The sequence below is a fragment of the Stenotrophomonas sp. STEN023 genome (assembly GCF_056760135.1).
Genome location: NZ_JBRREF010000033.1, coordinates 27999 through 48540, shown reverse-complemented (window position 1 = coordinate 48540; position 20542 = coordinate 27999). Strand labels below are relative to the sequence as shown.

Below are 20542 nucleotides of genomic sequence, written 5' to 3'. Positions count from 1 at the left end.
AACAACACGCAGGCCGCATTTCCCGGGGCCAAGCTCGGCCAGCGGGGGTGCCCGGGGGGCCCGGGGGGGGCCGCGGACTTTTGTGGCCGCGGGGAACCCCGCCAAGCCACTGATGCCTGACGCAGCGGTGCGTCCATCCGAACTGCTGGATCATCAGCTTCGCGGCTTACGCCGCTCCCACAAAAGTCAGCGGCAGCCCGCTGGCCCCGCTCTCACCCGCGCTGCCCTAGCTTGCCAGCGGCAATGACGAACTGCTTCTTGTACTCGATGCTCGGGCAGCATCGCGAATCATCGTCGGCATAATCCAGATAGCTGACCTGCAGCTTGCCGCCGGCAATATCGAAGTCGGCCAGCTTGCCCGCTTCCGCGGCGCTGCTGTCGACCAACACCAGCTTGCCGTCGCGCTGCTCGAAGACAAACAGCTGCTGGAAGTCGGTATTGCTGCCTTCGATGGCAAACAAGGTGCTCGCCACCAGATCGGCCAAACCATCACCATTGATGTCGCCACGCACCAGCTTGCGGAACTCTTCCGACTCGATCAGCGAGGTCTCGATGGCTTCGGCCTTGCTCTGTGCGATGTAAGCGGCGACGGCCTGCGCGAGCGCGGCCTTCTCGTCATCAGCAGAAATATGCGCTGCGGGAACGCTGGCCGTGATGGGTGCTGGAGCCTGTTCGGCCACCGTCGCAGCCGGTGCAGCACAGGTGCCGTGTTCGCAGATCCGGTCCCCCTTGCAGTCAATGTCCTTCTGACATTGGCCCGCGTTGGCGTTGGGCAACGCCGGCGCTGACGCCTCGATCGCACCGCAGGCCGACAAGGCCAAGGCAATGGAAGCGGAGAACAGAAATCCACGAACAGCCATGCAACATCCCCTGTGTATGGTGCGTGGAGCGTATGGGCTGCGTCCTGAATAGGCAAGATCAACAGGTGAAGGCGCGGGCGCCAGCTATCGGTTTGTAGGAGCGGCGTCAGCCGCGAAGCTGAGAATGCCGCAGCACAGGTGGTCTCAGTCACCGCGAGCCCGTCAACCACTACCAGTTTCGCGACTTACATCGCTCCCACAACACCGGCTTCGGCCCGCAGACGTTGCACAAACCGCAACTCTGTTTCCCACCGCGTCCGGTTGTGGCAGCTCGCTCCCATGCCCATGTTTTGGCCATGCATGCCGCGACAGCTGCTTGCTTGCAGTCGTCTGCGAACCATCGTCCTTCCCCGCTCAGATCCACCTGGAACACTTAAATGACCAAGCTATTCGAGTCCTACGACCTCGCCGGCACCAAGCTCTCCAACCGTATCGCCATGGCGCCTATGACCCGTGCACGCGCGCCGGACGATATCGCAGACGAGCGCGTTGCACTCTATTACGCGCAGCGCGCCACGGCCGGCCTGATCGTCAGCGAAGGCACGCCGATCTCGCGCGAAGGCCAGGGCTATCTGTTCAACCCCGGCATCTACACCCCCGAGCAGATCGAAGGCTGGCGCCTGACCACCAATTCGGTGCACGCGCTGGGCGGCAAGATCGTCGCCCAGCTGTGGCACGTCGGCCGTATGTCGCATCCCTCCATCCAGCACGACGGCCGCACGCCGGTCAGCGCCAGCAGCAAGCAGCCTGCGAACGCCAAGGCCTTCGGCTACAACGAAGAAGGCCAGCCGGGCATGGTCGATGCACCCGCGCCGCGCCAGCTGAGCACCGAGGAAGTCGCGCGCGTGGTCAACGACTTTGCGCAGGCCGCGCAGAACGCGATTGATGCGGGTTTTGACGGCGTGGAAATCCACGGTGCCAACGGCTACCTGCACGAGCAGTTCCTCAACCCGCTGGTCAACGACCGCAGCGATCAGTACTCGGCGGCCACGCTGGAGAACCGCATCCGCTTCACCCTGGAAGTGATCGACGCCATCGTCGCGCGCATCGGTGCGGACCGCACCGGCATCCGTCTTTCGCCCTACGGCAACATCTTCGACATGCCGGCCTACCCGCAGACCGATGAAACCTACACCGCGCTCGCCGACGCCATCGGCAAGCGCAAGCTGGGCTTCGTGCACCTGATGAACCAGGCCGGTTACTCAAGCAGCGCGCCCAGCCAGGCCGGCTTCAACAACCTGCTCAAGACCATTCGCAGCAAGCTGCCGGAAACCACCTTGATCCTGGCCGGTGGACTGGACCGCGAATCAGCGGAGACGTTGATCGAAGAAGGCTTGATCGACATGGCCGGCTTCGGCGTCCCGTTCATCAGCAACCCGGATCTGGTCGAGCGCCTGCGCCACGGCCACCCGCTGGCCAAGGCAGATCCAAGCACCTTCTACGGCGGCACCAGCAAGGGCTACATCGACTATCCGCCGTACAGCGCCGCAGCCTGATCCTGCTGTTTGTAGGAGCGGCGTAAGCCGCGAAGCTGGAAATCCCAAGGCCGCCAAGTCCATGCAATTGCATCGCACGCGGGCGCGCAACGATACCCAGCTTCGCGACTCACGTCGCTCCTACAATCCCCGGTTCAAGCGGCTCGCCACGACTATAATTCCCGCATGGCCTACGGACTGCGGCACATCCGCGACGGACGCCACTCCCGCAATCCGGATCCAGACTTGATGTCGATCTCGCTTCTGCCGCAGAACATGCTTGGCCATTGGACCGGGCAAACACCCGAGGTCTGCGAGTTCCAGCATGGATCCACGCTGATCTTCGTCGAGTACGTTGACGCCTACCCCATGCAGCGCAAGCTCGCCGCCGCCCGGCAGACCATCAACGAAGCCTTCGCGGAGATTCCATGCGCGCTGGCCTTTGCATCAGCGGTGTCCGCGGCACGACACCCTTCGTTCTGGAAGCATGCCAATCGCCTGGAACTCACACAGCCATTGCTGATCGTCTTCAGCGTTCGCTACACCGCTGATAGTGACCAGCCCATCTATGAGATTTCCTGGAACCCATGCTTCCAGACAGAAACAGGCGTGGTGTATTCCGACGAATGGGTCGAGGAGACGATTGAAGTGAACACACCAGAGGATGGTGAATTCCTGCGCGTGAAGCGCATCGGCACGAACCAGTATCAACTCCTCGACTGATCTCCAGCCTTGAACTGCCCCCGCTCCACACCCTGCTTCCACGACTCCGGCCGCGGCGTCCACTCGCCTTCACCCAATACCGCCTCAAGCAGGTTCTGGATGGGATAACCGAGGTGCTGCTCCGCTGCCAAACCGCCATCGTTCATCTGCGCTGCCACCACGAACCTGCGGAATGCACGCTCATCACCGGCCGCAAGCGCGGTGATCTTCTTCGCCAGATCGTAGGAGAGCCGGTTGCCATCGTCCGCAGCCAGAAATGACTTCCCCGACCAGAACGCCTGGATGCTCTCTTCGTTCCAGTAAGCCGCATGTTGCGCTGCAATCTCATGCGGGAAGTACATCTGTGCGCCAGGGGCCGCCAGCTGTGGATACAAGGTGTGCTCGGTGTTGACGGCCAAGCCCTCGTTCAACCACGCCGGAATCGGCAGGTGTTGCAGCAGGCAGTGCGTGAGCTCATGGGCGATCACCGGCTCCATCGAATCAAGGATCTCCAGCGGCATCACAAAGTGCCCGTATCCCGCCTTGATGAACATGCCCGATGACATGGCGTACTCGCCGCCATCCGGGTAGTAATGCGATACGTAGGCGTAATAGTCCTCCTGGTCGGCAAACACCATCACCACATGCTTGCCAAGGCCAGGCGCGACTGCAAGATCGCCAAGGCTGCGATTGATCCGCGATAGCAGCCGCTGACAGGTCGCGAGGAATACCTCGCCGGGCCTGTCCATCAGGTTCGACAACAGCAGGAAGTCGGCGGACTCGGTGATCCGGTAATGCTCCCCCAACTGCTGGTTGAGCGCTTCCAGCCACTCCTTGGCCGCCGAGGTGCGGTGGATATGCGTGGCGTCGGCATCCAGTCCCGCCGGCGCGTCCTCACTGATACGGTCCCAATCCGCGATTGGCAGCTGGGTGCCGTCATACCAATGCATGCGCACCGGAACACGCGGTAGTGGCGGCGCCGCTTTCCCGGCCTTCTCACGCGAAAAGTGGGTTGCCAGCCATCCAATCAAGGTGAAGATCACCACGAAGCAGGCCACCAGGAAGAGTACGCCCTTGCCCATGTCCCGCCGCTGCTCTGCTTCAGCGTCAGGCTGCGGCACAACCGCAGCAGAGGCCATTGGTGCGATCACTGCGGTGGCGACAGCAGGCGTTACTGCAGTCAATCCAATCCCGATGACGGCACCAGGTTGCGATACCGCCGCAGTACTCATCCCTGCGTGTGCCATCAGAAGGAACAGGGTCAGCAGGTAGCTCATGCGGCGCCCCTCTTTGCCGCCGACGTATGCCGCGCCACACCAATCTCGACTCCATGCATCTGCTTGATCACATCACCTCTCCCTGTGCCTGGCCGCGCATGATAAAGCCTTCGCAATATGGACGGCATCGCAACGCCAGCACCCAGTCCTTATAGCCACGCACACTAAAGAAACCACTGCGCTGGCCGCTGTATCGGGCGGTCGTGTGCGCTATGCACGGGAAAACGGCCGGTATCATCCCCATCGAGATCCAAGGAGTTCCAATGAAGACGACATTGACCGTCGCACTGATCACACTGCTCGCATCGCCTGCCCTGCTGGCTGCCGACTATGGCTCCTACAAAGGCAGCGGCGGCATGAGTGCCCACAAGATCAAGGCCAACGTCTATGAGTACCACTATGACAACGGCTTCACCGGTGCGGACGCGATGGGCTGGGATCCGAACCTGCAGTTCGCCTGGTCACGTGTCGCCGCGGCCAGCGCCTGTGGCGTTGCCGTGGACAAGGACAAGGCCATGGACGCCTTGCAGGCACAGTACCAGCAGGATCCGATGATCCAGGAGATCGTTGGCATCGGCTTCCACGAAGCGCAGGTCAAAGCTAACCCCAGCTTCTGCAGCGAAGCGCGTGTGGCAGCCCTCCGTCAGCTGGTACCCAGCCTTGAGGAAGGCAGCTTCGAGAAGCCCTTCAACTGAGGGTGGCGGACTGCGGTCCGCGCATCAACGCATTGCAGGCGGTGGCACTTACTCCGCGCCTTCGCAGGTGCCGTCGTCCTTCAGCAATGCTGGGTCCAGCGGCCGTATCTCGTCGATGAGCACACGCTGTTCGGCGGTGGGGTTACCCAGCCAAACCGCCTTGCACTGCGAAACCAGTCGGGCAACCAGACGCATCTGTTCAGGCTGATAGAGCATTGCCAACTGGTGCGTCCCGCACTGATGTGCCTGGCAGGCCGTGTAATACCACCAGGTCTCGCGGCCCAGTGTCTTCGGCACGCCCGGTGCACTGGGGCCGCTGAGCAGCCGCTCACGCAGTGATGGCATGTCCGGATCGGCAAGGTCATGCGCGGCAGCTTCCTTCAGCAGCGCATCGAACGCCACCGTCACCTTGGCATCGGCACGGCCGCAGTTGTCAACGGTATTGCCACCCACCAGGGTAAAAAAGTGCGTCGCCAACGGCGCTTCCTCGCAGCTTGGCTCGTAGTCGAATGCCGCCGGTGTCGGGGCGTCGCCCTCGGGGTCGCCTTCTTCATAAGGGGAGGACTCCGTGTCCACGATCTCGGCAGCAGAATCCACGCTGGCCTTGGCAGGTACCCCGGGCGGCGGCGCTGCAACAACGGTGCTCCCCGCATCGCCTGCTGGCATCTGTTTGCAGCCCAGCAACAAGCCGACAAGCAACGACACACCCAGAATCCTGACCGTCATTCTCCCCCCCAAGTAGTAAATTCTCTGCATCCATGTCATTCCCGAGCACAATCGGGAACCGGCTGATTGTAGCTGCTGGGTGCATCAGCTGAATGTGCGGCTGCAGATGCATCATCTCTTGCAGCCCTGCGGATCAGGGACATTGACCAGATGACCGGGCACCTACATTCGGGATCTCCGCTTTTCCCTACGACAAAACCTTCCGCTTCCCAGCTTCAACCAACAGACTGTGATAAAGCTGCAGTCGGATACGCATCAGATTCGAACTCGTCGCAATGAAGTACAGCAGCACAAGAAAAGCCGAAAGAATGGCTTGCCACGCAGGCATGGCAAGGGGATTGCTCCACTGACGAATGAAGAGGAACGCCGAGACAACAACCGGCAGCACGCCTAGCTTGTCCAGACCACCGGCAATCAGCCCGATCTTGGCCGTAAGCTGTGTCAACGACAGTCGCGCCACACGCTCGTTCTCATCCAGCTCGGTCTCTGGGAACCTCGCCAGCCAGTCCAGGATGTACTCGAAGTACTCGCGATCATGATCAAGCTGCCGAACCTGATCATCGCGCCAGCGCCAGAAGCGCAGACCCATGACACCGCAGTTCCTGATGAAGTCGGGAAGACCGGCTAGGACAAGGACGATCAACCCCGACCTGGCCATCCAAACCATCCAGTCTGTCGGCTCCAACCACTTGATTAGAAAGTACGGCGTAGCACCCACCATGGCGCCAACAAAGGCAATGACATTCAGCACCTTCAGTAACGGCGGTGTATTCAGCACCCCGGCCGGCCCCTCTGGAATTTCACGTAGCCGCTGGTCCAGCGCTGCAAATGACAGCCTGGTTGTGTTGCTGGCATCCATACCATTGCTTCCTGACCGGTTGCCGGCAAGCATATCGCGCAAACCCACCTACCGCTGGCCGTAGACGCATGCCGAGGTGTCAACGCCAGGTCCTGTGTACTTTCCTGTTTCACGCCCTGAGAACCCGAGGCGGCTCACTCTTCCCCTGCTTCCAACTGGCCTGTGACTTTGTAGGCCTTGGTTGCAACACCACGAACGTCGTTACCTCAGCGCACACCTTGCAGGAGCCGTTCAATGAATGCCATGAATCGAATCGCTTTCGCTGCTTCAGTCGCACTCACCACGGTTGGCATCGCATCTGCGCGCGGCCAGCCGATCGACAGTTGGCCGGCCAGCAAGGTGGGCGAAGCAACTCCCACGGTGCAGGGAATGCCATCAGCCCTGGCCAGGAACCTCGCCACCTTCGATGACCTGGATTTTCGCGTCTACACGAAGCAGCAATGGGATGACCTGCACCTGAGCCATGCCAAGAACATCGTCGTGCACTACCCCGACGGTCACACCACCACCGGTTTGCCCGACCACATCAAAGAGTTGGACTTCATGTGGACCTTCGCGCCCGACAACCGGATCACCGAGCATCCGGTGCGCTTCGGCTCAGCGAATGCCGAGTGGACGGCGGTCGCCGGTTTCATCGAAGGCACCTTCAGCAAACCCATGGTTCTTGCCGACGGCACCGTGATCCAGCCGACCAACAAGACGTACCGCCTGCCGATGGTCACCATTGGGCATTGGAACGAGGCGGGACAGATGACGGAGGAGTTCCTGTACTGGGACAACGCCGCTTTCATGAAGCAGATTGGCGTTGGCAACTGAGGGCAATATCCGCGCAAGCAAGCCGCTTGCAGTGCCGGGTCAGCCTTGCGGTCCGGGTGGACGTGGTCTGCCCGGATCACGGGAGCAACATGGAAGCTGATGCCGCTCACTAGCGGCGCTGTTCCGGCATGCAGCGCCGCGTGGCGAGCCAGAACACTCCGGCAGCGCCACAGGTCGCCGCGCCAAGCACGCACACACCACTCCAACCTGCCCGTGCATACGTCGCCGTCGTGGCAATCGCGCCGGCCCCGCTGCCTATCGCATAGAACAGCATGTACAGCCCAACCAATCGGCTATGCGCCTCAGGCCGCAAGCGAAGAATCATGCTCTGGTTGGTCACATGCAGCGCCTGACCACCGAGGTCCAGCAACACAATGCCGAACGCCAGCGCCCACAAGGAGGCAGACAACAAGGACAAGGGCCACCACGCCAGCAACAGCACCAGTAGCGCCATCGCGGTAATGGCCTGGCCGCGCCCCTTGTCCACCCAGCGACCCGCACCGGCAGCGCCCAATGCGCCGACCACACCCACCAGGCCGAATGCGCCGATCACCGCGTGTGAGTAGCCATAAGGTGGCGCGTTCAACGGCAATACCAGTGCGCTCCAGAAGATATTGAACGCAGCAAACATCAGCAGTGCCAGCATTCCGCGGATCTGCAGCACCCGCTCCTCTCGCAGCAGTCGCGCCATGGAGCCGATCAGCTGCAGGTAGCCAAGCGTCACCGGTGCTGCAGGCAAGCAGGGAAGTTTGCGATGAAGCACGCCAGCCAGCAGCAGCATTGCCAGCGCGGAAACGACATAGACGCTGCGCCAACCGCCCAGGTCGGCTACGCCACCGGCGACCACCCGCGCCATCAACAGACCAATGAACACACCAGCCTGCGCCGCGCCGACCACACGCCCGCGTTCGTTGTCGCCAGCGGCACTGGCGGCATAGGCAATCAGCCCCTGCGTCATCGCCGTGCCGAGCAGACCAACCGCCAGCATGCCCAGCAACAACAGCCAAGGCGATTGTGCCGAGGCCACCCACAGCAACGCGACCACCAAGGCCAACAGCTGCACCAGCACCAAGCGGCGCCGCTCCAACCTGTCGCCCAAAGGCACCAGCAGCAGCAAGGCCAAGGCACTGCCGATCTGGGTTGCGGTCACCACGCCGCCGACAGCCGCCAGGCTGATGCCCAGCGATGCGGCAAGCAGGTCCAACAAGGGCTGCGCGTAATAGACATTGGCCACGCATAGCCCACTGGCGATGGCGAACAGCAGTACCAGACCTGCCGGCAACGCATCGCCTGCCAATGGCGCAATGGTCTCGCGGTGTTCCATAGCGCTTTGCGAAGGCAGACTCACTGCCGACTCCATTCTGGTTGCAAATCGCAACCAGATAGATGCTAGCGGACCGTGGTTTTAAAATGCAACTACAATGGATGCAGCCACAGGAGCCGCCATGTCCCGCCGCAGCCTCGAACCCGACTCACTCTGCCCGGTAGCCCGCAGCCTCGACCTTGTCGGCGACCGCTGGTCACTGCTCATCCTGCGCGATGCCTTCGACGGCGTACGTCGCTTCGGCGACTTCCAGCGCGGCCTGGGCGTGGCCCGCAACATCCTCACCGACCGCCTGCGCAAACTCGTGGATGCCGACATCCTGCAGCTGCATGCCGCATCGGACGGCACGGCGTATCAGGAGTACGTGCTTACACCCAAGGGCGAGAGCCTGTTCCCCATTCTGGTCGCCCTGCGCCAGTGGGGCGAACAGCACCTGTACCAACGCGGCGAGCGGCACTCACAACTGCTGGACAACCGTACCGGCAAGCCGGTTCCGTTGATGCGCTTGCAGGGTTCGGATGGGTCGGTGTTGGTAGCGGCGGATACGCGGGTTCGCAAGCTGAAGTGATGCCGTGGATGTGGCTTTGAACTACGTGCTGCAGAACATCCAAAACCCGACTCTGACCCCGGTTTTCTTTCAGCTGCCGAAGCGTTGGGCGTAACGGCTGACTACCTCGATATTCTGCTGCGCTACGGCCTGAATCTCCGGGGCAACCTCCGATTCCGCTACCCGCTGCCAGAACCGCATGGCCAGCTGTGCGGCCCAGGCAATGAATGGTGCTTGCCCGGCTCTGCTGGGCGCATTGATGTTTATCGGTGCGAGTGCGCGAATATTTCCGGTTTGCGCGGATGGCGCCATATACATCGGCAGCATGTCGTATGCAGGACACAGGGGTAGCGGGCCATCGTCGATCAGGTGGAAGCCGATGTTGCCGAGATGCATGTCGGTATTGCCAATCAGCCGGCCGAACCAATGCAGCCGGGCCATGTTCTCGGCGGTGTCGTGAGTGATCAATCGCTCGTCAACAAGCTGTTCACCGGCCAGACCCCAGTCACGTGGTCCCTCACCGATGAATGCCGCATCCAGCGCCAACAACGAAACGAAACCGCGGCGGCCCAGTACGTCCGCAGTGCGATCAAACCGCTCCACTTCAAGGAATACATGTTCGTCGCTGCGCAGCAGCTGCGTGCGCGAAGCCGGGAAACCTGCCTCGCGCAGCGTGGATAAGGCCAGATGCTCGCAGACGAGCAGATCCGCCCAACGCGCGCCCAACGGGTTCAACGACGGCAACGCGAACTTGACCAAGGCAGCGTAGCGACCAGTAGTAGTAAAAACAGTCGCGGTGAACTTGGGCTGCTCGCCGCCTGGAGACGAACCAACTTCCTCGCCATCGAGGGCTTCCTTGGCGCGTATAGCGTAGTCGTCGTGCCGGCTGGCTACGTCCACGCGATCCAGTGGCGCATCCACATCCAGCAACGCACGGTCGATGGCAGCCTGTCCCAACAGCAGATCGCCGACACTGGTGCCGCCATGCAGGATGCCGAGCAGGTTGTCGCGCGATTGCCAACTCTTCAGGTCCTGGGGCACGCCCAATGCCCGGCCCAAACGATGCGCCAAGGAACGACCGAGGAAACCTTGCGGACGCACATCATCCAGAAACCAGGGCAGCCCCGGAAAGTAGCCCGCCGGGCCATCTACTGCACGCATCAGGTTCGGACGATCACCCGAGGGTTCAAAAAGGAAGCTGTCTCCACGCAACGCGTGAAGGTTGCCCAGCTCTTCCATGTTCGCGTCCGCGCCCATCCGGTAGAGCGGCCACATATTGGGCCGGACCAGCGCAGTGGCTACGTAAGCCGTGGCGCGCGCCTTGCCAACCCGGCGCACCTGATCACCGGCCTCCGTGACCAACCGCGACAGAACGGGACGGGAGACGGCCAGCTTCTCGACCAACTCGCCGGCCGGCACCGGATCGCCGCCTTGAAGCAGATCAAGCAGTTGCAGGACGCTAGCTGAGGGAGGACGGGCCATGACCAGAGCTCGTTTCTTTACGATTCAAGAAACGATACTTCATGGCGACCCCTGCTGCAATACACTGACCTACATACATATTAATCAACACTCCAGCAGCAATACCGGATCATTTCTTTACGATTCTCTATCGATATTGCGCTCTTTCTGCGGCAGGGCCAGTTGGTCCTGGAGACTCAAGACCCGGCAACGATCCAGGGACAGAGCGGAAGCCCGACTCTGACCCCTGTTTCCCCCTGTTTTCCTTCGTCAGGACAAGCCCAGCACTTGTGACTTCAGCTCTTCCTGACATTGCTCACCAGAGCGCTTCAAGCGCTCTTTGAGACCAACTGCGTTGTTTCCGACTAGTTGCTCATAGCTGGGAGCGTCAGCACTGTACTCCGGGATCCTTGTACACAAGCCCTCTGCCACCAACTTTCCCGTGCGCGTATCGACCAAGCGCATTTTCACGCTGTAGATGACCCGGTAATTGTTCCAGTCGCTGGGAAAGTAGGCAAAGCTCCAGTTGACAGTCTGGATATCCAGCAGCAAGCCAGCACCTGGGTACTGCTTGGCGATGGCGGTCGGGTTGGTTGATTTCAGCGGACTATCAGCCAACCGCACCGGTACGGACAACTGCTCCGCTAGCGTTCGGCTGAGCACATCCGCGATCGCCATGGCCGGGTCCTCAACACGATTGTCCCTCACGATCGCATTCCCGGCAGAAGTCATGGCGGCCGCTCCGATCAGCCCGAACGCGGCCTTACCGGCAGTCGCCGCAGTGAACGAAGGCTGCTCTCGCTTGGCAACGGTTACCACTGGGTGACCGCCTTGCTGCAGCACAGGAAGATCCGCCTTTAAGGCTTTCGTGCTCACACACGCGGACAACATACAAACAATGAGCAACGCAATAAAAATCTGTCGCATACATCACCAAATTTCAGAAGAAAAATCGACGAGCCATCATGTTCCTCAGGGAGGCGGCAATGTGCTCAGCGAGGTATCTTTCCATTATCCAATCCTATTACAGCAACCTGATGTTATCTCCGCCCCAGAACGGAATAATCAAGACGATTCTCATTAAAGCCGTCGCACCCTCGCAAAACAGATCAATTTTACTTTGGGATTTAAAGGTTCATTTAACAGAAAAGGGCCAGAGCGATAACCCGACTCTGCCGCCTGTTTTCACAAGTACTGCGCCAGATATGGAGGACAAGCAGCCCGCACCGGGGTATCAATTCTTGCCAGGGAAACACAAACCCTGCTTTCCTGCGGTGGAAGCGGCCCGCGGCCAAATACAGCGGGATCCAGCGGAAAATTCTCCGCCAGCGCCTGACGCGCCTTCTGCGATGCAACCATGAGCATCGTCATGGATGGCCCTGGCTCCGTCTATCGTGGCGATCCGGGTGGATTCGCCGTACATGCGGACGCGGAGTGGGAAGGAATCAGCGGCTCCATTGTTGCCTGGAACGCCAACTTTCTTCCTGGCTGCAGTCTGGGCGAATCCGAGCACCATCAAAGATGGCTTTGGGCTGCTCATGCTGTCACCTGCGGCACGGGATCGCTGTCGCTCGGCATGCATGATGGGACTGCAACCATAGAGGCCTGCAACAGCAGAGACTAGGGATACATCACTACCGAGATCTGGAGATAGTCCTGTACTGCTGATCTTGCTTGCGGATGATCCAAGGGGCCAGAGCCGACATGCATCTGTCGGCTTCACCAGGAGAAAAAAGGGGCAGAACGGAAACCCGACTCTGCCCCCTGTTTCCCTGACCCCTGTTTCCATTTCCCGAAACCCAACTCTGACCCCTGTTTTTGCTTTTATTTCAAACGAATGGGTACTCATAAAGATCAGCCCGGCCTCGCGGATGGGCGACAATGCTTCCTATCACTACGTATACGTGTTGCCAAATGGCATAGCTGCAGACGTGCACATGCGCATTCGCCATGACAGCACCCTTCCTGGCTTGAACGAAGAGGAAATAAGGGCACGCGCTGCCGCGTCCATGGCGCCATTTCTCGACGACCCTGTCGATGGTGATGAGAAACTACCCGAGCTTCCGTTTCCAAACCTTGTCCAAGCCAAGCAGATAACGCACACGCCATCCCAAGTCGATTCCGGTCTTCTGCACTACAGCTGGACCGCTATACGCGACGATTGGGTACTGCATCTCCGGTCAACATTCGCACCAGAGCACGCGAGCCAGATTTCCACGCAACTGCCCACGCTGTGGGCGGCGATGCAGTGGCCACTCGGCCCTGCGCCCGAGGTAAAAATGTCGCCGTAAACCCACTCGGTCAGCGGGGTGGCTTTCGGGCCGACTGCATGGGATTAGTTCAATCTCGCTCTTCTGGCCGACCGGCACTTCCCCTCAACGCCGATCCCAACTCCGTAAGCCCCAGGACCGTTCTCACGAAGTGGGGCCAGAGCGGAAACCCGACTCTGACCCATGTTTTCCTTCCTTGGCGTCGAGAGGAAACAGCAACAGCAAAAACAAAAAAGCCGAGCGCCAGCTCGACTTCTTTGCCCCTGCAGTCCCGGTTGTGCTGCGCTTACCCGGGCTACGTTGCTTGAGTGACCACGGCACGCCTTGGCAGTACCCGTTCTCCAAAAAGAAGGGGCGGAGCCGGAATCCGAACCCGCCCCCCTTACTCAAGCCAAGGCAACTATTAGTTGCAAGCACCCGCTTGACGTGCGCCATGGGTAGCTTGGCTCACGGTGTATTTCTCTCCAGCGCTCGACGAGAGCTGCTCGATGAGCCCCTTGCATGAGAAACCCTGCATACTGAGATATTGCTGTGCGGACCTGGCCGCTTGCTCGTCCCAGTTAGCATTCAGGCTATCCACCGCAATAGTGGCATCGGCAACACTATAGCCCTCTCCCGCGTCTGCCGAGAGTTGGTGAATAAGTCCGTTTCGCGAAAAACCTGCCATGCTGAGATATTGCTCTGCAGAACGGGACGCATTCTTCTGAGGCCCGGTCAGGCTATCCACCACGGTATTTTCTTTCTTCGCGCCAGCCTCAGCATCATCCTGCTTGACAGCTTCAGCTTGCGCGTTGGAAGCCTTTGCTGCCTCAACTCGGGCGGCCTCTTGTTTCTTCTTATCGGCACGCTCTGCGGCGATCTTCTCACGCTCAGCAGCTTCAGCGGCCTTCTGCTCGGGCGACTTCGTCGCCTGAATGATCATTCCCAGTGCAATGAGACCCACAAAAGCAATAAAAATCCATTTCAAAAACTTCTTCACACTTTCCCCTTAAGTTGTTATAGAGCATGTATTCAATGCTTGTACCGATGGTGTTGCGAACGCAACCTGCCCTTTAAGCAGCCTTTCGCCGCAAATGCGATCAGACAACAATGATCTAGCTCGAAACCATCACTGTCAAACGCCAAAACCCTCTCCACTGAGTTTGTAGCTCCTCCGCTGATGCTGAGCGACCCAAGCCCTCCCATCTACAAACGGCCAGAGAGCAAGCCGGACTCTGGATTTACGCCGGTTTACGCCATTCCCACAGCCGTCAGTTTTCATGCTTCAAAGGAAGTGCCCCTGTCGTAGCCCGCCGAGCACCGGTCAATCCGTAGCCCGGGTAAGCGCAGTGCACACTCGATCATCAGTTCTCCGACCGCTGCCCCGCAGTACATGCAGTAGCCCAGAGGAGCGATGACTTTTGTTTAAGGTGTAGAAGGAGTTGACACTCGCGATATCTCCGCACAAAAAGAAGGGCTAGATACCGTCAAGCATCTAGCCCCACTTACTAGATCAAAGTCTCGCTTATCACCCGCACTTGCTATACCCACAATTCAAGCAAGTCTGGCAGCCGTCCATGATCACCAACGCCTTGGTGCTGCACTTGTGGCACATGGTGGCGGCGGCTGGGAAGGTGCCGTTGTCGGCACTTTCCGGGTCGGCTTCGAGAACGAAAACCTCAGAAGCCAACCCTCCCTGACCCTCCCCTTCGCTTTGCGAAAGGGAGGGGGTTGCAGCTGCACTCGGCGTGGCCGGCGCTGCGATTACTTCACTGTTTTTTTTTGAGCGTTCTTCGAACTGCTTGCGCTTCTCGGCGATCAGGGCGCGCTGGTGGGCGCTCATTTCCGGGTCGTGCAGCAGGCCGATGGTCTTCATGTGCTCTTCGACGATGGAGCCGAGTTCGGCGACCAGCGACGGCATGTACACACCACCCGCCTTGAAGTAGCCGCCCTTCGGGTCGAACACGGCCTTCATTTCGTCAACGATGAAGGTGACGTCGCCGCCCTTACGGAATACCGCGGACATGATGCGGGTCAGCGCCACGATCCACTGGAAATGCTCCATCGACTTGGAGTTGATGAAGATCTCGAACGGACGGCGCAGTTCGTGCTCGGTGCCCTGATTGAGCACGATGTCGTTGATGGTCACGTAGAAGGCGTGCTCCACCAGCGGTGATTTGATCTTGTAGGTGCTGCCGATCAGCACTTCCGGGCGCTCGATGCGCTCGTGCATGTGCACGATGTTGTCGATCGGGGATTCGTCCTGGGCCACCGTGACCGGGGCCTTGGCCGCTGCTGCTTCACGGGCTTTGTCGTCCGGAGTGACGACGGAGTAACCCTTGATTTTCTTGTCGATCTTGACGGCCATGGTACGAATCCTGGTTATGCGTTGCTATACGGATTGGCAGCAACCCCGTCCCTGCGGGACGGGGCGCGCGGTGCGGCTTACTTGCGGGTCGCCTTCTTGGCGGCCTTTTTCACTGCGGTGGCCTTCTTGGCAACCGTCTTCTTTGCGGTAGCGGCCTTCTTGGCCACGGTCTTCTTGGTCAGGGCAACCTTCTTGGCAACCGTCTTCTTGCTGACGGCTACTTTCTTGGCGACCTTCTTTTCAGTGGCCTTCACCGACTTCTTGACGGCGGCAACCTTCTTGGCGGCCTTCTTTTCGACCTTCTTCACTGCTTTCTTGGCAGCGGTGGTCTTCTTGACGACAGCCTTGGCAATCTTCTTCTCGGCGGCCTTCACCGACTTCTTGGCGGCAGCAGCCTTCTTGCCGACGGCCTTGGCGACCTTCTTCTCGGCAGCCTTCACCGTCTTCTTGGCCGAGGCGACCTTGGTGGCGGCCTTCTTCTCGACCTTGGCAATGGCCTTCTTGGTCGCCGCACGCTTGCCGGCGCCCTTCTTCTTCAACTCGGTGGCTTCTGCCTTGGCGCTGGCCTTGGCGGCTTCCAGCTTCTGGCGCACGGAAGCGACCTTCTTCTTTACTTCCTTCTTGGCCGCGCTGGCTTTCTTGGCGACGACCTTCTCAGCCTTCTTGACGGCCTTTTCGGCTTTCTTTACAGCCTTCTTGACCTTGGCCACCTGCTTCTTGGCGCCGGCCTCAACCTTCTTTGCGCCGGCCTTCACTGCGACCACAGCCTCGCTGGCGGTTGCAGCGATGCTCTCGCCCGCGTGGGCGACGGTTTCCTTGACGGTTTCTTTCACGTCCTCGGCAACCTGGGTTACGGTCGCGGTCACACCATTACCATTGCTCATAAAGCCCTCCTAAGGGCATCGGGTCTGTAATGTGGCGATGCTATATCGAAGCCGATGCAACGTGAAACAAGCGCGCAACAGGAAGCTGGCGGCGAAGCCACCGTCATGCCCTCCCAGCGCGCGGCCGGGAGGGCGATGAGGGCACTCAGAACTTGCCGTAATAGCCTTCTTTCAGGGCGTCGAACAGGTTGGCGGCAGTGTGCATCTCGCCGTCGTACTCGATCTGTTCGTTGCCCTTGACCTCCACCACCTGGCCGTCTTCCAACTCGAAACGGTAGGTGGTGTTCTCAAGATCCGCTTCCTTGACCAGCACGCCCTGGAAGGCGGCCGGGTTGAAACGGAAGGTGGTGCAGCCCTTCAGGCCCTGCTCGTGGGCGTAGCGGTAGATGTCCTTGAACTGCTCGTACGGGTAATCGGTCGGTACGTTGGCGGTCTTGGAAATCGAGCTGTCCACCCACTTCTGCGCGGCGGCCTGCACGTCCACGTGTTCCTTGGGCGAGATGTCGTCGGCGCTGATGAAGTAGTCCGGCAGCTGGGCATCAGCCTCGTCGGAGAACGGCATGGCCTTGTCGTTGACCAGCTGGCGGTAGGCCAGCAGCTCGAACGAGAACACGTCCACCTTTTCCTTGGACTTCTTGCCTTCGCGGATCACGTTGCGGCTGTAGTGGTGCGCGAACGAGGGCTCGATGCCGTTGGAGGCGTTGTTGGCCAGCGACAGGCTGATGGTGCCGGTCGGGGCAATGGAGCTGTGGTGGGTGAAGCGCGAACCAACCGTGGCCAGTTCTTCCACCAGCGCCGGGGCCACCGTGGCCACGCGCTGCATGTAGCGGCTGTAGCGGGCGTGCAGCACCTTGCCGGCGATCTTCTGGCCGACCTTCCAGCCGTCCTTCTTCATTTCCGGGCGCTGGCGCAGCATCGCGGCGGTGACCGGGAACTGCTCTTCCATGATCGGGGCGGCACCCTTCTCACGGGCCAGCTCCAGGCCGGTTTCCCAGCCAGCCACGGCCATGTCGCGGGCGATGGCTTCGGTGAACTCGCAGGACTCGGTGCTGCCGTACTTCATCTGCAGCATGGTCATGGTGCTGCCCAGGCCGAGGAAGCCCATGCCGTGGCGGCGCTTGCGCATGATCTCGTTGCGCTGCTGTTCCAGCGGCAGGCCGTTCACTTCGACCACGTTGTCGAGCATGCGGGTGAACACGCGCACCACTTCCTTGTACTCGTCCCAGTCGAACGAGGCCTTGTCGGTGAACGGGTCGCGCACGAACTTGGTCAGGTTCACCGAGCCCAGCAGGCAGGCGCCATACGGCGGCAGCGGCTGCTCGCCGCAGGGGTTGGTTGCGCGGATGTTCTCGCACCACCAGTTGTTGTTCATCTCGTTGACGCGATCGATCAGGATGAAACCCGGCTCGGCGTAGTCATAGGTGGAGACCATGATCATGTCCCACAGGTGACGGGCACGGATGTGGCCATACACCTTGCAGGCCACCAGGCCGTCGTCGCGGACGATGTAGTTTTCGTGGGTCGGCCATTCGCGCCACACCACTTCCTCACCGCTGGACGGGTCCAGCTCGGCCTGCTCCTTGGTGTTGATCGGGAACACCAGCTGCCAGTCGGCGTCGGTGTTGACCGCGTCCATGAAGCCATCGGTGATCAGCAGCGACAGGTTGAACTGGCGCAGGCGGCCGTCCTCGCGCTTGGCGCGGATGAAGTCCTTCACGTCCGGGTGCGACACATCGAAGGTGCCCATCTGCGCGCCACGACGGCCACCGGCCGAGGACACGGTGAAGCACATCTTGTCGTAGATATCCATGAAGGACATCGGCCCGGAGGTGTAGGCGCCGGCGCCGGCGACGAAGGCACCGCGCGGACGCAGGGTGCTGAACTCGTAGCCGATACCGCAGCCGGCCTTCAGGGTCAGGCCCGCTTCGTGGACCTTCTCCAGGATGCCGTCCATCGAGTCGGTGATGGTGCCCGACACGGTGCAGTTGATGGTGCTGGTGGCCGGCTTGTGCTGCTGCGCGCCGGCATTGGAGGTGATGCGGCCAGCCGGGATCGCGCCACGGCGCAGGGCCCAGGCGAAACGTTCATACCAGTAGGCACGCTTGTCGTCGGTCGCCTCGGCATCCGCCAGGGCGCGGGCCACGCGCAGGTAGGTGCCGTCGATGTCGGCGTCCAGCGCTTCGCCCGCCTTGGTCGTGAGGCGGTACTTCTTTTCCCATATGTCCTGCGAGGCAGGCTGCAGAGGGATCATGTCCGACTTGGTTTGATTGCTGACCACTTCCAGACGCACCGTACTCATGATTGTGGAAACTCTCCTGGGGCACCTTGCGGTGCGATTTTCTTTTCCCAAACAGGCCGGGCAGCAAAGACAACGACGCGCAGGCGCGTACTTACGCGCCTGTCGGCGGGATGAGGGGATTCCGGGAATTACCGGTTTTCTGCATCACTGTCGCGGTCATTGCACGCCTTCCGTTGGGGTGCTTGCACCCCGAGCACTAAACCCTACTGCTTGGGGACGCTGTTCACATCAACCCAACATCTAGTGGGTGATGACCAGGCCAAGCTTACCCACCCACGGGGTGATGTCAAACGAAAAATCTGCCGTTCGACTATTGCATTCCGTGCAGGGCTTGGGCCTCTTGGGATTGCGGCACTGCAGAGGTTTCATTGCCGATTTAGGTGGCCGCCGCCACACTCGTGTTCAGCAACCCGCCCCACACCGGCGCGCCCTCAGGCGCCCACGCATGGAACCCCCGGCAATGCGACCCATCCCAACCCTGTTGACCCTGGCCCTGGCCGCCGCCTTTGGCGGCTTCACCGCCACCGCCATCAATGCCCACCTGGACAACCGCGCCGACGCCGCCACGTTGGGCACGGTACTGCCCACCACCGCCGCATTGCCATCCGCAGTCGCCGGGCAGGCGGTGCCGTCGCTGGCACCGATGCTGGATCAGGCGATGCCGGCCGTGGTCAGCGTCAATACCAAGCAGGTGGTGCGGGTCCGCAACCCCTACTTCGACGACCCGTTCTTCCGCCGCCTGTTCCCGCAGGTGCCGCAGGAACGCATCAACGAGTCGCTGGGCTCGGGCGTGATCATCGACGCAGCGCGCGGCTACGTGCTTACCAATCACCATGTGGTCGAGAACGCCGACGACGTGCAGGTCACCCTGGCCGATGGCCGTACGGTCAAGGCCGAGTTCCTCGGCTCGGACCGCGACACCGACATCGCCCTGATCCGCATCCCGGCTGACAAGCTCACCGCCCTGCCGCTGGGCAATAGCGACCAGCTGCGCGTCGGCGACTTCGTGGTGGCGATCGGCAACCCGTTCGGCTTCAGCCAGACCGTCACCTCCGGCATCGTCTCGGCGGTGGGCCGCAGCGGCATCCGCGGGCTGGGCTATCAGAACTTCATCCAGACCGATGCCTCGATCAACCCGGGCAACTCCGGCGGCGCACTGGTCAACCTCAACGGCCAGTTGGTCGGCATCAATACCGCCAGCTACAACCCGCAGGGCAGCATGGCCGGCAATATCGGCCTGGGCCTGGCCATTCCGTCCAATCTTGCCCGCGACGTGGTCGAGCAGCTGATCACCAAGGGCGTGGTGGTGCGCGGCACGCTGGGCGTGGAAACCCAGAACCTGACGCCGCAGATCGCCCAGGGCCTGGGCCTGGAAGAAGCCCGCGGCGCCTTGGTGACGCGCGTGCTGGCCGGTTCCGGTGCCGCTGCTGCCGGGGTAAAGGCGGGCGACGTGGTCACCGCGATCAACGGCCAGCGCGTGGACAGCGCGCAGGCCCTGCACAACTTTGAAGGGCTCTCCACGGTCGGCCGCACGGTCGATCTGGAAGTGCGCCGCGACGGCAAGCCGCTGCAGCTCAAGGCCACCTTGAAGGAACAACCGCGCGCAGTGGCCGGCGACACGCTGGATCCGCGCCTGAGCGGCGCCACCTTTGCCGACCTGCCCGAATCGCTGCGTCAGGCCGGCATCAACGGCGTGCTGGTCAGCGAAGTGGCGCGCGGCAGCCGCGCCGCGCAATCAGGCCTGGCCGGTGGCGATGTGATTCTCGCGGCCAGCAGCGGCGCCTTCACCGACCTTGCCGGCTGGCGCGCCAGCTTCGGCCAACGCCCGCCACAGCTGGTGTTGAGCATCCTGCGCGGTGGCAGCCAGCGTGGCCAATTGATGATGCGATGATGCTCGGGTGAGCATCTTGTGCTGCCGGCGTAACGTTGTTTACACCCGGTAACTGTTATTTGTTGCGTTCTGTTGCAACCGCGCGCCATCCGGCGCACCCGCTGAAACC

At 61.0% G+C, this 20542-nt stretch carries 19 protein-coding genes; 8 read left to right on the top strand and 11 right to left on the bottom strand.

From position 1 onward, the window contains the following. Nucleotides 1–212: 212 nt before the first annotated feature. Entirely contained in the window at nucleotides 213–860 is a 648-nt protein-coding gene (locus ACVOLV_RS11325) for a hypothetical protein (RefSeq protein ID WP_481554494.1), read from the bottom strand. A gap of 377 nt (nucleotides 861–1237) precedes the next feature. Between ACVOLV_RS11325 and ACVOLV_RS11320 the strand changes: the two genes are divergently transcribed. Together ACVOLV_RS11320 and ACVOLV_RS11315 are read left to right on the top strand one after the other, a co-directional pair. Next, nucleotides 1238–2356, top strand: a complete 1119-nt coding sequence (locus ACVOLV_RS11320) for an alkene reductase (RefSeq protein ID WP_481554493.1) — start codon at nucleotides 1238–1240, stop codon at nucleotides 2354–2356. Between the two features lie 165 nt (nucleotides 2357–2521). After that, complete coding sequence (locus tag ACVOLV_RS11315) at nucleotides 2522–3058, top strand: hypothetical protein (RefSeq protein WP_481554492.1); 537 nt, start codon at nucleotides 2522–2524, stop codon at nucleotides 3056–3058. Here the strand turns inward: ACVOLV_RS11315 and ACVOLV_RS11310 are convergent. After that, nucleotides 3043–4314, bottom strand: coding sequence for a DUF2268 domain-containing putative Zn-dependent protease (locus ACVOLV_RS11310; protein ID WP_481554491.1), 1272 nt, complete (start codon nucleotides 4312–4314; stop codon nucleotides 3043–3045). The genes ACVOLV_RS11315 and ACVOLV_RS11310 overlap by 16 nt on opposite strands. Nucleotides 4315–4577: 263 nt before the next feature. On the opposite strand from ACVOLV_RS11310, the gene ACVOLV_RS11305 reads away from it, so the two are divergent. Continuing rightward, on the top strand, nucleotides 4578–5009 hold the full coding sequence (locus ACVOLV_RS11305) for a hypothetical protein (protein ID WP_481554490.1): 432 nt from the start codon (nucleotides 4578–4580) through the stop codon (nucleotides 5007–5009). A 48-nt stretch (nucleotides 5010–5057) separates the two neighbouring features. Here the strand turns inward: ACVOLV_RS11305 and ACVOLV_RS11300 are convergent, their stop codons facing one another. Together ACVOLV_RS11300 and ACVOLV_RS11295 are read right to left on the bottom strand one after the other, a co-directional pair. Further along, nucleotides 5058–5735 (bottom strand): hypothetical protein, encoded by a 678-nt coding sequence (locus ACVOLV_RS11300; protein WP_481554489.1) that lies wholly within the window; start codon nucleotides 5733–5735, stop codon nucleotides 5058–5060. 187 nt (nucleotides 5736–5922) lie between these two features. Then, on the bottom strand, nucleotides 5923–6594 hold the full coding sequence (locus ACVOLV_RS11295) for a hypothetical protein (RefSeq protein ID WP_481554488.1): 672 nt from the start codon (nucleotides 6592–6594) through the stop codon (nucleotides 5923–5925). Between the two features lie 243 nt (nucleotides 6595–6837). On the opposite strand from ACVOLV_RS11295, the gene ACVOLV_RS11290 reads away from it, so the two are divergent. After that, complete coding sequence (locus ACVOLV_RS11290; RefSeq protein ID WP_481554487.1) at nucleotides 6838–7410, top strand: ester cyclase; 573 nt, start codon at nucleotides 6838–6840, stop codon at nucleotides 7408–7410. 109 nt (nucleotides 7411–7519) lie between these two features. Here ACVOLV_RS11290 and ACVOLV_RS11285 read toward each other — a convergent pair whose 3' ends face one another. Further along, nucleotides 7520–8758: an MFS transporter gene (locus ACVOLV_RS11285; RefSeq protein ID WP_481554486.1), complete on the bottom strand. Its 1239-nt coding sequence runs from the start codon at nucleotides 8756–8758 to the stop codon at nucleotides 7520–7522. Nucleotides 8759–8855: 97 nt separating this feature from the next. Between ACVOLV_RS11285 and ACVOLV_RS11280 the strand changes: the two genes are divergently transcribed. After that, a complete protein-coding gene (locus ACVOLV_RS11280) occupies nucleotides 8856–9302 on the top strand; it encodes a winged helix-turn-helix transcriptional regulator (RefSeq protein ID WP_481554485.1) in 447 nt (148 codons plus the stop codon). Between the two features lie 69 nt (nucleotides 9303–9371). Here the strand turns inward: ACVOLV_RS11280 and yjjJ are convergent, their stop codons facing one another. Both yjjJ and ACVOLV_RS11270 read right to left on the bottom strand, forming a co-directional pair. Continuing rightward, a complete protein-coding gene (yjjJ, locus tag ACVOLV_RS11275; protein WP_481554484.1) occupies nucleotides 9372–10763 on the bottom strand; it encodes a type II toxin-antitoxin system HipA family toxin YjjJ in 1392 nt (463 codons plus the stop codon). A gap of 249 nt (nucleotides 10764–11012) precedes the next feature. Further along, nucleotides 11013–11669, bottom strand: a complete 657-nt coding sequence (locus ACVOLV_RS11270; protein ID WP_481554483.1) for a hypothetical protein — start codon at nucleotides 11667–11669, stop codon at nucleotides 11013–11015. Nucleotides 11670–12099: 430 nt separating this feature from the next. On the opposite strand from ACVOLV_RS11270, the gene ACVOLV_RS11265 reads away from it, so the two are divergent. Both ACVOLV_RS11265 and ACVOLV_RS11260 read left to right on the top strand, forming a co-directional pair. Continuing rightward, nucleotides 12100–12366: a hypothetical protein gene (locus ACVOLV_RS11265; RefSeq protein WP_481554482.1), complete on the top strand. Its 267-nt coding sequence runs from the start codon at nucleotides 12100–12102 to the stop codon at nucleotides 12364–12366. A 313-nt stretch (nucleotides 12367–12679) separates the two neighbouring features. After that, entirely contained in the window at nucleotides 12680–13033 is a 354-nt protein-coding gene (locus tag ACVOLV_RS11260; RefSeq protein ID WP_481554481.1) for a hypothetical protein, read from the top strand. A gap of 382 nt (nucleotides 13034–13415) precedes the next feature. Here the strand turns inward: ACVOLV_RS11260 and ACVOLV_RS11255 are convergent, their stop codons facing one another. From ACVOLV_RS11255 to ACVOLV_RS11240, 4 genes are all read right to left on the bottom strand, one after another. After that, entirely contained in the window at nucleotides 13416–13991 is a 576-nt protein-coding gene (locus tag ACVOLV_RS11255; protein ID WP_481554480.1) for an Ltp family lipoprotein, read from the bottom strand. A 528-nt stretch (nucleotides 13992–14519) separates the two neighbouring features. Continuing rightward, a complete protein-coding gene (locus ACVOLV_RS11250; protein ID WP_481554479.1) occupies nucleotides 14520–15359 on the bottom strand; it encodes a TSCPD domain-containing protein in 840 nt (279 codons plus the stop codon). Between the two features lie 77 nt (nucleotides 15360–15436). Beyond that, nucleotides 15437–16243 carry a hypothetical protein gene (locus tag ACVOLV_RS11245; protein WP_481554478.1) on the bottom strand — a complete coding sequence of 269 codons (807 nt, stop codon included), beginning with the start codon at nucleotides 16241–16243 and terminating at the stop codon, nucleotides 15437–15439. A gap of 145 nt (nucleotides 16244–16388) precedes the next feature. Further along, on the bottom strand, nucleotides 16389–18542 hold the full coding sequence (locus tag ACVOLV_RS11240; protein WP_481554477.1) for an adenosylcobalamin-dependent ribonucleoside-diphosphate reductase: 2154 nt from the start codon (nucleotides 18540–18542) through the stop codon (nucleotides 16389–16391). 460 nt (nucleotides 18543–19002) lie between these two features. Here ACVOLV_RS11240 and ACVOLV_RS11235 point away from each other — a divergent pair, with 460 nt between their 5' ends. Continuing rightward, complete coding sequence (locus ACVOLV_RS11235) at nucleotides 19003–20433, top strand: Do family serine endopeptidase (RefSeq protein WP_481554476.1); 1431 nt, start codon at nucleotides 19003–19005, stop codon at nucleotides 20431–20433. The last annotated feature ends 109 nt before the right edge of the window (nucleotides 20434–20542 follow it).